This window comes from Veillonella sp. oral taxon 780 str. F0422 (assembly GCF_000221605.1).
Classification (GTDB): domain Bacteria; phylum Bacillota; class Negativicutes; order Veillonellales; family Veillonellaceae; genus F0422.
This window is the reverse complement of the sequence record NZ_AFUJ01000051.1, coordinates 17,730-31,325: the sequence shown is the minus strand read 5'-3', so window position 1 is coordinate 31,325 and position 13,596 is coordinate 17,730. Positions and strand designations below refer to the sequence as shown.

Genomic DNA, 13,596 nt, shown 5'->3' with positions numbered 1-13,596 from the left:
AATTACTCCTAAAATAGCACTACTAGTCAACGTTGACTGGTAGGAGTGTTTTCTAGGGTTTTAGAGGGTGTATAGAGAAATCCTAAGTACGCAAGTAAAGGAGGTGAAATTATGTACCATGTGGAGATTGAGCTGGATCATTTCTTTCAGCGTGCTTATGAAAGTGGAGCCAGTGATATGCATTTTGATGCTTTAGAAAAAGAGGTGCAAGTTCGATTCCGCTTGGATGGCCGTTTGCAAGAGATAGATCGGATTCCCATGCCAGAAGGTGAGCAGCTGATGAATCGTTTGAAAGTGTTAGGATCTTTAGATATTAGTGAAAAAAGATTACCTCAAGATGGGCGGTATGTGTGGACTCATGGAAATCACTCAGGAACGATACATATGTCTTCCCTGCCGTCTGTGTATGGTGAAAGTCTTGTATGTCGACTCTTTTGGCATGATGAACAAATAAAATCCTTAGAAGAATTAGGGATGCCTGCTCATATCAGTGCAGAGGTGCGCAGGTTATTGGCACGCCCACATGGGTTACTGCTTGTGTGTGGACCTACAGGTTCTGGTAAAAGTTCTACCTTGTATGCATTATTACAAGAACTTAATGGAGAAGAGGAGCAAATCATTACCTTAGAGCATCCAGTGGAACGTATCGTAGAAAAAGCCGTTCAAATTGGTGTACAGCCACAGATTGGTATGACTTTCAGTAAGGGATTACGTGCTATTTTACGGCATGATCCAGACACCATAGTAGTTGGTGAAATTCGTGACCAAGAAACGGCGCAGCTAGCGGTACAGGCAGCGCTTACGGGGCATCGTGTGCTCTCCACAATTCATACGAACCATGCCCTAGGTGTGGTGGAACGATTGGTGGATATGGGGGTAGAAGACTATCTTGTACGTGCCACCTTGACAGGTGTTATCTCGCAACGATTGGTACGAACGCTAGTAGATGGAGTGTATCATGGTCGCTGTGGATTGTATGAGTTACTAGCCATTCCGAACCATGATTGCCATTGGCAACAGCTAGATTCCTATCTGCTTTGTTCTTTGGAAGAGTCAGCTCGGCAAGCCATCGAGGAAGGTTTGACTACGGAAGAAGAGGTACTTCGTGTGGGGGTAGTACTATGATTTGGTCACAGGTATTACACGAAGCTATCAAGCGAGGAGCTACAGATATTCATGTACAAAGTGGTACGGTCTTTTGGCGCTTGGGCATGGACGTAGTACCTACAGAGTACCACTTATCTGATGAAGACATGCTAAGGTTTATAACCGACCAAGTACATACCATATCGGATACTTTGATGTCCTATGATGGAGCCATGACCTTTGAAGGCTTACGCATTCGGGTTCATCTATTCCGTTGGCGTTCTGGTTGGGGCGGTACCTTACGTATTTTGTATCCCCCTAAAACAGGTCTCGATACATCGGAAGAGGGCAATTTATTGCGCCGTATATCTTCTTTCAAAGAAGGTTTAGTCATTATCGCTGGTGCTACTGGTTCAGGAAAATCTTACACTCTTACCTCTTGTTTAATGCACATCAATGAAAGTATGCGACGCCATATTATTACACTAGAAGACCCCATAGAATATGTATTGGAACATCAACAGTCCTTAATACATCAACGGGAATTGCATACACACTTTCATCATATGGCAGACGGTATTCGAGATGCATTGCGAGAAGATCCAGATGTGATTTTAATCGGTGAGGTACGGGATAAGGAAACATTGGAAGCGGCACTACATGCGGCGGAAACGGGGCATCTCGTATTTGCTACCTTGCATACGCAACGTGCTACTATGTCCATTAATCGGATGATTTCCATGTTTCCAGCACACCAACAAGAGGAAGTTCGGACACAACTTTCACAGATATTACGAGCCGTCATCTGCCAACGACTGGTTGTTATCGACGATAGATTTATACCGGTACGAGACATTTTGATTAATACCCCTGCAGTGGCTAACTTGATACGGCAACGAAAGGAGCCACAAATCGTATCCATACAAGAAACGCAAAGGCCCATGAAAACACTGGAAATGGCAGTTGCCGAGTTAAGGTCAATCTATGGTTCATCGCCAGTGTTAGAGTCTGTATTACAGGTAAATTAGTGGAGAATATCTATGAGTTGGTATACGTATGAAGGATTTACGACGGATAAAAAATAGTGTCAGGCAAAGTATGGGGCGACTCTGAAGAGGAAGTGCAGGCAAAGCTAGCCTATCAATCTATTACACCGATTCATTTGGAATGTGTTGTTGTGAAGTCAAGAAAACAGCAATGGAAAGCAGCACATATGATTCACTTTGCCTATCGATTACATATGTTGTTGGGCGCAGGTATTTCTTTACGAAAAGCCTTAGATATGATGGTCAATACCAAAGGAGCTACCATCCCTTATGAAGATATTCGTGAAGATGTAGGACGTGGCATGGCACTATCAAAGAGTTTATCCAAGTACCAGTGTCCTATCATTGTCACCACTATACTGGAGGCGGGGGAAGCATCAGGAACCTTAGTTGAATCGTTAGGCATGATTCAAAGTATGTACGAAGAAGAGCATCGTTTACGCCAACAATTAGTATCAGCCATTACATACCCATCGTTTTTGGTGGTACTTATGATAATATTTGTAGGTGTTGCAGTAGGTTTTATTTTACCGCAATTTAAAGCTGTCTTTGAGAGCATGCAAATCGAATTGCCACCGCTTACAGCAGCCCTTTTTGCAGGAGGCACATGGTTACAAGATAAAGGAGTATATCTCCTGATTACCTTGCTAGTATTCGGTATGGTTTTCTGGAAATCGTACGAACGAGAATCTGTGAAATTCAGTGTGCATCGTAAGGTTTGGCTATGTATGGCACAAAGGGAATGGCTTATGGCGTATACGATGGTACGCATGTGTCAGATTTGGAAGCTACTTTTAAAAAGCGGTATACCTTTGTTACAACTGTTGGATATGACAGAATCGCTGTGGGGCAACCGCTGGGCAAGTGCGCTACAAAAAGAGGTGAAAACTCGTATTTCCCAAGGGCATGGATTTACGGATTCATTAGAAAAGGTGCAATTAGGAACTTCTTTTTTATGGGATTTGCTTCGTATCGGAGAAGAAACGGGTGACCTAGAAAGTATGTTAGACCAAGGGCATGCGTATTATAAGGGGATTTTGGACCGGACTGTGAAACGAGGAGAACAATTATTAGAACCTATTATGCTCAGCATTATGGGCAGTATAATCGCTTTACTTGTGGTAGCGGTAATGTTACCGATGTTTAATTCAATTTCAGCTATTCAATAGGAGGAATTATGGAAGCAGTACGACAACGTTTGTCTTTACGACAACGGAAGCAACAAGATGGATTTACCTTAGTGGAATTAATGGTTGTGGTAGCAGTCATTGCTATTTTAGCATCCTTGGCAATGCCACAGTTTTTAAATGCCTCAAATAAGGCGAAGGAAGCGAAAATTAAATCAGATGTTACAACGATTTCTAATGCAGCACAGTTGTATATGATGGAACAATCTACTGATACAGTACCTACGGTAGAGACATTGTACAAAGAAGGCTATTTAACAGAACATGTGAAAACTCCTAAGGGTGGAGAATATACAGTCACCAGTGTACAAAATGAAGGCGGTAAAGGTAAACATATTGCTGTCACTGCACCTGATGCGGCTAATTAATTAGTTAAAGGAAGAGGGAAATATGGAGTATGTATTAGGAGGTATTGCTGGTATCACAGGAGTTGCAAGCCTCTATCTCATTGTTTCTTGGACCTATATGAAAACACATAGTATGTGGTGCCTTATGTCCATTTTTGCTCATGTCATAGGGACAGTAGGGCTTTGCTATACCTATCAAGTTGGATACATTACGAATATCTATGAACTGGCACTTCTTTATATGCTGGAGGTAACGCTCTTTTGGGGATCAACCATCGATAAGCTATATTACATTCTTCCCGATGAGGGAGCTATTCTAATTTGTATATGTGGATTTGTTTACCAATGGATAGGTAATGGTGATGTATTGATGATAGTAGTCAATGCCCTCTGTATGGGCGGATTGTGGTGGTCATTGCGGTGGTTTAGTCGTGGTGGTGTGGGATTAGGTGATATCAAATGGTTGATTGCCATTAGTTGTTGGCTCACATCAGTGGAATGTTTGGCATTATGCGGACTTTCCTCTGTCATTGGCATCTTGTACAGTTGTGTGTGGCGTGTTACATCTCCGAATCATACCTATATTCCCTTTGGCCCTTCTTTCAGTATGGCAACCATATTACTATTCATATGCCCTGTAGGGAGGTGGCTTTGGTGAAAAGCCAAGAGAATATAGAAGGGTCCTTATTAGTGGAAGTTGTACTATATATGACTATTTTTTCTCTTGTTATAGGCATGGTTTTATTATTACATAATGAAGAGCAACGAGAGTATCATGTATTTGATCGAGAAGGTCGTATCTTATTTGCCCATGTGAAACGTATGCAACTTGCTACTTTGTATGGAAACTTACAGAATAATAATGGTGCCAATCGTGTTGTCCTAGAGCGTATGCGATATGGATATATTAATACAAATAACTCTTTAGTGTACCGTAATTTACCAGAATCTATGCATATCGAATTTACTGGAACTTACCCCAGTATTCGATTTATAGCTCATAAAGGAGTTGGGAAAGTATTTACTGTTACATTAGTAGATGATCTAATTCGCTATAAACGTACATTCATTTTTGCCCGTCAATCAGGGCGTATACGTTGGGAGGAATCAAAATTTTGAAACTAAAAGAGGAAGGATTTCTCTATATGGATGTATTAGCTTCGTTGTTTGTAATGAGTCTATTATGTTCAACTTTATTCGTACTCATGATGAGCAGTATCCAACAATATGGAAAAATGATGGAAGAAGATAGAATATTACAAGCTATGATTTTGTATATGGAAGAGGGGAAGGCTAGTTGGGCACATGGACAGATTCCGGAGTCTGGTGAACCACCAACTGTGGGAACAACTACTTTTCAGCGTAAGACAGAAATAAATCAAGAAGGAGTACGTATATTAATGGTAATAGCCTATCGTCATGGTGAAGAAATACATCGGTTCACTACTTATTTATTGCCTTCTAGCCAATGAGATACATCATCAAGATGACGAAAGAGGCAAACTGAAAATATAGTGCAGTTATCTGATATAGATTAAAAAACGAATTGTTATGATTTCGAGATAAGTATATAAAAAATTGTGATGTGCAATGGCGAGGTAAAATGCATGGGTATGGTATTACGCTTGAAAAAGACGAGGACTTTTTGTTGGATACCCAAGGGTAAACAGGGAACAGCAGGATTTTTACTGGTGGAAGCAGTATTAGGAAGTCTGTTATTAATGACCATCGTAACAGGTTTTTTCTTAATCACATCACATAGTGTGAAGTGGATACATATGTTGCATCATCGTCATGAGTTGCTGTTAGATGCTAGGTTTAGTCGTATACAGATTATGAATCGCCTTCGCTATAGTGAGAAAAGACCGATAGTTAGTAAAGATGGGTCATGGCTAGTATCTCCATCAAACTGGAGGATACGCGTCTATCAAGATGCCTTTGTGACCATATTATCTGATGGACAATTGCAGGATATTACAGAAAATGAAATTAGTCCCAAGATTGGAAAAATACATGTATTTCCGCAAGGGTCTACATTTTTTCAGGAACGATCAGATGGTCTTGTTGACTTACATTGGTATTCAGAGGTACGTCCCTATTGGCGGCGAGATCATATTCAACTTATGGAAGGTGGACAGAACCGATATCATGTACAGACAGGCATTCTGCCGTATGCCACCTATCTTCAGAGATTACAACATATAGCAAAGTAAGTTGGTACTTTGTCATAATAGATAGAAATACGCATATGAGCAGAAATACTAAGCATACATGTTAATATGCATAATCTATCTATAGGGTTATGAATTATGTCAGAAGCCGTAAAATATATACAAAAAAACAGTTAGTTAGAAATAGATGCTTGTAGAGCACTTATATTAGGTAATGTATGCGAGGTTAACTATTATGTTGCGCTGGAAAGGGCAAAAGAAAAATGGCTTTGTATCATACATGATATTACTAATAGCGATGATGACCATTGGTACTTGGGTGGCTTGGCTACATACGATGCAGATTACGTATCAAAGCATGATGGATGAATATCGTTTTGTTCGATGTCAATATGGCATAGAGCGAGGCATAGTATTAGGTACAAATAAAAAATTCTTTTTAGCTCATCAAAAGGAAATAACTGGTAGTGGTTCACCGAAATATGTACTAGAAGAAACGGATACGGAACGGATTGAGGCTATTTTATATAAAGAACAAGAAGAGCAACTTTATTGTTTACGGCTCTTATGTACTGATGTAGAAACAGAAACGAATATAAAAAAAGATGTATACATTAAGACCATATATAAAAATGACATACTAGAGACGATACAAATAGAATGGGTCAGAGAGTAAGGAGGTTTGTAGTGAAAAGTAAACGAGTAATGGCTATTGCCATTGGACATGATGAAATTGTGGGGGTGAAAGCCTACAAAATTGAAGGCACTGCTGTGCTAGAAGATGTAATCGTTCAAAAACGACACAGTAATAAGGGAACTGATGTGAAAGAATTTTTTGAATATTATGGAGAAGTTGGTATATCTATTGGTTGTGTTTTTGAATCGCCACTTCAATCAGTATACATGGAAACACCGATGATGCATAAAATAGATCAGTACTTATTTGCCCACCGTGAGGGAAAACGAATCTTTCAGAATGAAGATTTCCCTAATGCTATCGATTTTGCCTCTAGACCAGGTACAACGGAGGAGCTAATGTGTATGCTCATCGTAGCCTTAGAACGAAAACAAGTGAAACAGGTGGCGCAAGGGATTCAACAAGGCGGAGGCGATCTTCGTGTTATCGATTACTGGCCAGCACCTCTTGCGTTCAGCCGTGGTCGAGAATCATCTATGCTTTGTATCACTCCAGAAGAGGATAAGGTGCGAGTATCGTTATGGAATGATAAATTCTGTACGGGGCATACCTTAGTGTCATTAGATGTGAACGAAGTATTGGAAGCATGTAAAACGGTCTATGAAGATAGTAAACAATTTCAAGTACCCTATCCTAAGGGAGCTATTGTAGTTGGTTTTGATGAAACAAGATCTAAAGCCTTTGAGTCTATTTTAGAAACTTATGGAACAATTGATCAGGTACCCCTTCATATAGTAGATAAAGGAGAAGATTATAATCCACAGAATATAAATCATGAAATGGCATTTGGTTTAGCGATTAGGTTACTTACTGATGGAAAATAAGGCAAATCTTACTTTTATAGAACCGGATATACAGTGGATGTGTTGGTATATTCGGTACAAACACATATGGTGGGCTTTATTGGTTCTATTGATTGCTGGTTTAATAGGTGCAGTAGCGATGGGTACAAAAGCATATATACAGTATCAAGACATTGTAGAGAAACAGAAAGAGGCAATATCGCACCATATTGATGCTAAGGAGGCTCATAGTGTGTATGATTCTATGGTTCATGAGAAAACAAAAGAAGAACCATTGCCACAGGGGACGTTGAAGGAATGTATATATGTATTAGATGCATCGAATACATATCACATTCAATTGGTCGAGTGGTCTACCATGAACCAATGGTATGTGGAAGCTAGAGGAAGTAGTGAAACTGAATTGCATCAGTTTAGTTCAGTGTTGAGTCGATTAGGAGGTCACCGTCATTATGATGAAGTGGTGGAAAAAGAATCCGGAACTGCACTATATCGTAGTCGTATTACAGCCACTATGGAAAGCCTTACCAATTCCCAAAAGAAGTCTACTTCTAGTCGTTAGTGTGTACTGTTGTGTGGTAACTATAAGCATTAGTATGACGGTGTACTTTCAGGGAGAAGCAAAACGAATCTCCGCAGAGATTGATGAAGAGATACTTTCACAGGAGGCAGAAACAACATTTTTAAATAGTGAAAGTTATCAATTTGTGAAACAATTAGATGATACTGTGTTAGACCTAGAAGGTCTGTATCATTTGGTGCTATCCTCCATAGAAGATACACCTCTAATCATGGTCAGTACACATAAAGAAGAGGGAGCTCTAGATGTGGTAGTACAAGGGTCTACCCTAGATATGGTGCAGTGGTTGGTGGGGATGCAAAAGGTACATCCTACCTTGCGTTTTAGGATAGAGAAAATTATTCACTCACAAAGTGTGACTACTTTACAATGTAAGATTTATGAAAATACCAAAAATTAGTCCTAATGGTTTGTCAAAGTATAGTCGAGTATAGTAAAATAAAGTTAAAATTTACTACTAGATGGAAGAATGAGATATTATAAAACATGAAAACGACTATCAAGAGAAACATTATCCTCATTGGTTCTATGGGGAGCGGAAAAAGTCACTTAGGTCGAAATTTAGCGGATGCCAAAGGCTGGCAGTTTGTTGACACGGATCGAATATTAGAAAAACGATATAATATGCCTATTGCTGATATTTTTAAGACAATAGGTGAAAAGGCATTTCGTCGTGCAGAATTTGAAGTAATTAAAAAGGTGGCCATGTATCATGAAGCGGTGATTTCTGTAGGTGGAAACTTCCCTATTGACATGCGTACATTACGATATATGCAAAAATACTCTTTTATTGTAGGTATACGCGCTTCACATTATCGGATTGTAAATCGTGTCAATCGGTGGATTGGTAAGCGGCCGACTATGAATTATGATGATGTATCTGGGTATGTAGCATGGATGATGCGACGGTGGAAACCCTTATATCGCAAATGTGACCATGTGTTAGATACTACATACAGTCATACTGATGAATTGGTGACGAGTATTGACGGATCCATAAAGTCTAAGGGCATATATTTTAAACGGCGAAAAGTACACCAAGGTGAATAACATGAAACGTATAGCTATTTTAACAAGTGGTGGAGATGCACCAGGAATGAATGCAGTCATTCGTTCTATCACAAGAAGTGCAATATATGAAGGCCTCGATGTAGTAGGAATACAACGAGGCTTTTTGGGCGTTTTAGAAGAAGACTTTATTTCTTTGACTCGGCGTAGTGTAGGGAATATTGTGAACAAGGGAGGGACGATTTTAAAATCTTCCCGTTGTCTTGAATTTAAAGAACCTGAACATCAACAAAGAGGCTATGATAATTTACGTCGTCATGGTATTGACGGATTAGTCGTTGTTGGTGGAGATGGTTCTATGTGTGGTGCTAAGGTGTTGTCTGACCTAGGATTACCTACGGTGACAATTCCAGGCACTATTGATAAAGATATGAATGGTACCGATTATACAATCGGCTTTGATACAGCTCTTAATACCATCATTGATGGGGTGAGCAAAATTCGTGATACCTCTACGGCTCATGATCGTGTAGCCATTGTAGAAGTGATGGGACGACATGCAGGTCATATTGCTGTGTATGCTGGCGTCGCATGCGGTGCTGAGGTGGTACTGACACCAGAGGTGCCAATGACATTAGAAGAGGTAAAAGAATCATTAGAAAATACTACTCGTAATGGTAAAAAGAATAGTATTATTATCGTTGCGGAAGGAGCCTATAGCGCTTTTGAAGTGGCTCAATATATTAAAGCACATACATCCTATGCACCTTCTGTGACAGTGTTAGGTTATTTACAACGTGGTGGATCACCGTCTGCTTATGACGCATTAATGGCTGCTCGCTTAGGAGAGGCAGGAGTACGTGCCTTGCTAGAGGGACATACTCATCATCTAATAGGGGTTCATTGCAATCATATTGATGCGATAGCCTATGAGGAAGCAGTTACATGTGAGTATCCTTTAGATACTTCTTTATACCAATTAATACGAGTATTAGGACAATAATTTCATAGTTGTTTTGCTATTGTATTGTATAAGATAAAGAAAACTAACTTTAGTTTTCTTTTCTTTTTATCCTCTATCTATGGTATGTTTTGTTTTATACTATAGTAAAGGGCTACTTATAAAAGGAAGCTATCAGCAGGCGTAAACCAGTTTAAGGAGATAAAAGTCTATACTATATGTTGGGGCTTGGGCCTATTAGAGTAAGGAAACACCATTTTGGTGGTATTCTATATATAATCGATGGACGAAAGGAGATATTTTATGTGGAAAAATAAAAAATTATGGATTGCCATTGTGGCTATCTTAGTGGTAGCTATTGGTGGATGGCAATGGTATAGCAGTAGCCAAACAAAAGAGGCACCTACCTATACGACGGGAAAAGTAGGAAAAGGTAGTATTTCATCTACTATTAATGCAACGGGAACGATTAATCCTGTTCGCTATGTAGATGTATCTACCAATATTCCTGGCAAATTAGAATCTGTTTTGGTGAAAGCCAATCAGCATGTAACAGCAGGTCAGGTCATCGCTACTATTGATTCTCGTCAATTACAGGCTTCTGTAGATAATGCAAGGGCCACACTTAACCAAACAGCCACAGATTTGGATCGATACCGTACGTTAGTGTCACAAGGTGCAATTTCACAGCAAACCTATGATAATGCCTTAGCAGCCTATGAAAAAGCAAAAGCTAGTTATGATCAAGTAGCAGCAAACTTAACAGATAGTACTATTACAGCTCCTATGGATGGGACCATTATTGGAGAACCTTTGAAAGCAGGTCAAACTATCGCCACTGGTATTTCTACACAAATGATCATTGCCACTATCGCTGATTTGTCTGATTTAGAAATTTATTTAACAGTTGACGAAACAGATATTGGAAATGTAAAAGAAGGTGCCAAAGTAGATTTCACGGTCGATGCGCATCCTGGTAAGACTTTCACGGGTACTGTTAAAAGTATTTCTTTAGGTACAAAAGGTAGTATGGGAACGACCAGTTCATCTGTAGTGTATTATACAGTGCGCGTAGCAATTCCTGCTGGTGATGTAAGTCATTTCTTTCCTAGTATGACCGCACGTGCTACGATTCATGGAGAAGAACGACAAAATGTATTGGTAGTTCCATTGGCTGCTGTTCGTTCTGATAAAGTGGGAGAATTTGTGTATGTCATCAAAAATGGTAAACCTCTTAGAACCAGTGTAAAAACTGGTATGACTGGTGATTCTACAATTGAAATTATTTCTGGAGTAGAAGAAGGTGATGAAATCATTATCAGTGGTGATGTAAGTGCGACGAAAAAACAACAACAGAGGGGGCCATTCTAATGGAAACTCAAAAAAAGCAGCCATTACCTTGGAGGGGATTACGAAAACCTATGTGAATGGAAAGTTAACGGTACCAGTATTACATGGTATTGATTTGTCCATTTATGAAGGAGAGTTTACCTCTATCATGGGACCTTCTGGTTCGGGGAAGTCTACGTTTATGAATATCTTAGGGTGTCTTGATAGACCTACCAGTGGTTCCTATCGATTAGATGGAGAAGAAGTAGCCCATCTGGGGGACGATGAATTGGCCTATGTACGAAATAAACGAATTGGGTTCGTGTTCCAAAGTTTTAATTTATTGCCTAAATTAACGGCTCTAGATAATGTAGCATTACCGATGGTCTATGCAGGAGTGTCTAAAGCAGAACGTAAAGCTAGGGCTAGTCAGTTATTGATAGATTTGGGGCTCGGTACTCGGTTGGATCATATGCCAGCAGAATTATCAGGGGGACAACGACAACGTGTTGCTATTGCCAGGGCATTGGCAAATGACCCAGCTATTATTATGGCGGATGAACCTACAGGTAACCTTGATTCAAAAGCAAGTTTAGATGTGATGCATATCTTTACGGAATTATATCAAGAAGGACGGACCATCATTTTAGTCACCCATGAGCCAGATATTGCTGAATATGCAGGTCGCAATGTGGTTTTAAAAGATGGTCTTATTGTAGAAGATAGAATAAATCCTCATCTGAAAGGATTGCAGGTAGGAGGTGAAAGCCATGTATAAGGAAGGTTTCTTAATGGCTTGGTCATCTCTAATAGCCAATAAGATGCGGTCATTATTGACGATGCTAGGTATCATCATTGGTGTAGCGGCTGTGATTGCATTGGTATCTATTGGATATGGGGTTCGTCAACAAATCACAGAATCTATTTCCAGTTTGGGTAGTAATCTATTAATGGTCTATCCAGGGGCTCCTAGAACACCAGGGGTACGCCCTGTATCTGGTGCTAATAAAACGATAAAAATGGGCGACTATGAAGCTATTTCGAAGATGGATAGCGTGCAAGCAGCTTCACCAGTAGCAGCTAATTCGTATTTAACTGTGTACATGAGCAAGAATTGGACCACAACTGTGAATGGTGCTAATGCTGACTTTCAGTATGTAAACAATTGGACTATGAAATCAGGTCGTTTTATTACAGATAGTCAAATTGAACGCCGTGAACGGGTGGCAGTTATAGGTGCCACAGTGGCAAAAAACTTGTTTGGTAATGAAGATCCCATTGGTAAGGATATTCGGATTCATAAAAATTCGTTTAAAGTAGTAGGTGTCCTTGATGAAAAGGGTTCTGGTACTATGGGGAATGATCAAGATGATGTCATTGTAGTACCGTATACAACTATGATGGAACGTGTGATGGGTGTTGATTATTTGCGTATGATCTACATTCAAGCAAAAGAGGGCGAAGACTTAGAACGGGTGCAAGCAGATATAGAAAATATTTTGCGTGTCCGTCATGGCATTAAAAATCCTGATCTCGATGATTTTAATGTGAACAATATGGCGTCCATTATGAAGGCGGTAGAAGAAAATACGGCTACCATGACCTTATTCCTAGGTGCTGTGGCAGCGATTTCTTTATTAGTTGGGGGCATTGGTATTATGAATATCATGCTTGTGTCTGTCACAGAACGTACTCGAGAAATTGGTGTTCGTAAAGCCTTAGGAGCGACGTATCGAACGATTATTACACAGTTTTTAATTGAAGCCATCGTCATCTCTCTCGTAGGAGGTGCTATTGGTATTGTGGTAGGAATAGGGGCTTCACAACTGATTGCTACAGTAGCTAAGTTAAAAACTGTAGTGACCACAGGCCCTATTTTATTATCCTTTGGATTCTCTATGACGATAGGTCTTGTATTTGGTTTATATCCAGCTAGAAAAGCAGCTAAGTTAAATCCTATTGATGCCTTACATTATGAATAGCTGATTAAATACCAATATATATAGGAAACTAGGCCTATTATATATTGGTATTTTTCTTTTTCCCGAGAGAATATGGTATAATATATAAATTGAAAGGATGTGTGTCTATGAAAATTAGTCAAGAGGAAATTAAGAATATTGCCTTATTATCCCGATTAGAAATTAAAGATTTAGAGGCTGCTGAAAAAGCCCTCAGTAATATCCTTACCTATGTGGAGGAATTAGAAGAATTAGATTTAACAGATGTAGAGCCAATGGCTCATGCGGTGCCATTACAAAATGTGTATCGTCCAGATGAGATGAAACAATCATTGCCGCGTGAAGCGGCGTTACAAAATGCACCTGAAGAAGAGAATGGGTATTTCAGAGTACCTCGTGTTGTACAGAACTAGGAGAAGA

General features: G+C 39.6%; 18 protein-coding genes. All 18 read left to right on the top strand.

Annotated features, from left to right (window positions below; genetic code table 11):
• Positions 1 to 111: 111 nt before the first annotated feature.
• The 18 genes from HMPREF9200_RS05630 to gatC all read left to right on the top strand — a co-directional run bounded on the left by HMPREF9200_RS05630 (position 112) and on the right by gatC (position 13,589).
• Positions 112 to 1,125: a GspE/PulE family protein gene (locus HMPREF9200_RS05630; protein WP_009353830.1), complete on the top strand. Its 1,014-nt coding sequence runs from the start codon at positions 112 to 114 to the stop codon at positions 1,123 to 1,125.
• Positions 1,122 to 2,114: a type IV pilus twitching motility protein PilT gene (locus tag HMPREF9200_RS05625; protein WP_009353826.1), complete on the top strand. Its 993-nt coding sequence runs from the start codon at positions 1,122 to 1,124 to the stop codon at positions 2,112 to 2,114. The genes HMPREF9200_RS05630 and HMPREF9200_RS05625 overlap by 4 nt, the downstream gene beginning before the upstream one ends.
• A 56-nt stretch (positions 2,115 to 2,170) precedes the next feature.
• Entirely contained in the window at positions 2,171 to 3,301 is a 1,131-nt protein-coding gene (locus HMPREF9200_RS05620; RefSeq protein ID WP_009353831.1) for a type II secretion system F family protein, read from the top strand.
• A gap of 8 nt (positions 3,302 to 3,309) precedes the next feature.
• On the top strand, positions 3,310 to 3,687 hold the full coding sequence (locus HMPREF9200_RS05615) for a competence type IV pilus major pilin ComGC (RefSeq protein ID WP_009353863.1): 378 nt from the start codon (positions 3,310 to 3,312) through the stop codon (positions 3,685 to 3,687).
• Between the two features lie 22 nt (positions 3,688 to 3,709).
• On the top strand, positions 3,710 to 4,324 hold the full coding sequence (locus HMPREF9200_RS08125) for a prepilin peptidase (RefSeq protein WP_009353836.1): 615 nt from the start codon (positions 3,710 to 3,712) through the stop codon (positions 4,322 to 4,324).
• On the top strand, positions 4,321 to 4,785 hold the full coding sequence (locus tag HMPREF9200_RS05605) for a hypothetical protein (protein ID WP_009353823.1): 465 nt from the start codon (positions 4,321 to 4,323) through the stop codon (positions 4,783 to 4,785). Before HMPREF9200_RS08125 ends, HMPREF9200_RS05605 begins: the two co-directional genes overlap by 4 nt.
• Positions 4,782 to 5,138, top strand: coding sequence for a hypothetical protein (locus tag HMPREF9200_RS05600; RefSeq protein ID WP_038144948.1), 357 nt, complete (start codon positions 4,782 to 4,784; stop codon positions 5,136 to 5,138). The genes HMPREF9200_RS05605 and HMPREF9200_RS05600 overlap by 4 nt, the downstream gene beginning before the upstream one ends.
• Before the next feature lie 135 nt (positions 5,139 to 5,273).
• Positions 5,274 to 5,879: a hypothetical protein gene (locus HMPREF9200_RS05595; protein ID WP_038144945.1), complete on the top strand. Its 606-nt coding sequence runs from the start codon at positions 5,274 to 5,276 to the stop codon at positions 5,877 to 5,879.
• 238 nt (positions 5,880 to 6,117) lie between these two features.
• The gene (locus HMPREF9200_RS05590; RefSeq protein WP_127010860.1) at positions 6,118 to 6,513 is read left to right on the top strand and encodes a hypothetical protein; all 396 of its coding nucleotides are present in this window, start codon (positions 6,118 to 6,120) and stop codon (positions 6,511 to 6,513) included.
• 11 nt (positions 6,514 to 6,524) lie between these two features.
• On the top strand, positions 6,525 to 7,358 hold the full coding sequence (locus tag HMPREF9200_RS05585) for a hypothetical protein (RefSeq protein WP_009353838.1): 834 nt from the start codon (positions 6,525 to 6,527) through the stop codon (positions 7,356 to 7,358).
• 79 nt (positions 7,359 to 7,437) lie between these two features.
• A complete protein-coding gene (locus HMPREF9200_RS05580) occupies positions 7,438 to 7,899 on the top strand; it encodes a hypothetical protein (RefSeq protein ID WP_009353852.1) in 462 nt (153 codons plus the stop codon).
• A 34-nt stretch (positions 7,900 to 7,933) separates the two neighbouring features.
• Entirely contained in the window at positions 7,934 to 8,317 is a 384-nt protein-coding gene (locus tag HMPREF9200_RS05575) for a hypothetical protein (protein WP_009353846.1), read from the top strand.
• Positions 8,318 to 8,403: 86 nt separating this feature from the next.
• On the top strand, positions 8,404 to 8,967 hold the full coding sequence (locus HMPREF9200_RS05570) for a shikimate kinase (protein ID WP_009353844.1): 564 nt from the start codon (positions 8,404 to 8,406) through the stop codon (positions 8,965 to 8,967).
• 1 nt (position 8,968) lies between these two features.
• Positions 8,969 to 9,928 carry a 6-phosphofructokinase gene (gene pfkA / locus HMPREF9200_RS05565; RefSeq protein ID WP_009353853.1) on the top strand — a complete coding sequence of 320 codons (960 nt, stop codon included), beginning with the start codon at positions 8,969 to 8,971 and terminating at the stop codon, positions 9,926 to 9,928.
• A 261-nt stretch (positions 9,929 to 10,189) separates the two neighbouring features.
• Positions 10,190 to 11,257 carry an efflux RND transporter periplasmic adaptor subunit gene (locus tag HMPREF9200_RS05560; RefSeq protein WP_009353862.1) on the top strand — a complete coding sequence of 356 codons (1,068 nt, stop codon included), beginning with the start codon at positions 10,190 to 10,192 and terminating at the stop codon, positions 11,255 to 11,257.
• 28 nt (positions 11,258 to 11,285) lie between these two features.
• A complete protein-coding gene (locus HMPREF9200_RS05555) occupies positions 11,286 to 11,993 on the top strand; it encodes an ABC transporter ATP-binding protein (RefSeq protein WP_009353843.1) in 708 nt (235 codons plus the stop codon).
• On the top strand, positions 11,986 to 13,197 hold the full coding sequence (locus tag HMPREF9200_RS05550; protein WP_009353865.1) for an ABC transporter permease: 1,212 nt from the start codon (positions 11,986 to 11,988) through the stop codon (positions 13,195 to 13,197). Before HMPREF9200_RS05555 ends, HMPREF9200_RS05550 begins: the two co-directional genes overlap by 8 nt.
• A gap of 107 nt (positions 13,198 to 13,304) precedes the next feature.
• On the top strand, positions 13,305 to 13,589 hold the full coding sequence (gene gatC, locus HMPREF9200_RS05545; protein WP_009353857.1) for an Asp-tRNA(Asn)/Glu-tRNA(Gln) amidotransferase subunit GatC: 285 nt from the start codon (positions 13,305 to 13,307) through the stop codon (positions 13,587 to 13,589).
• Positions 13,590 to 13,596: the final 7 nt, after the last annotated feature.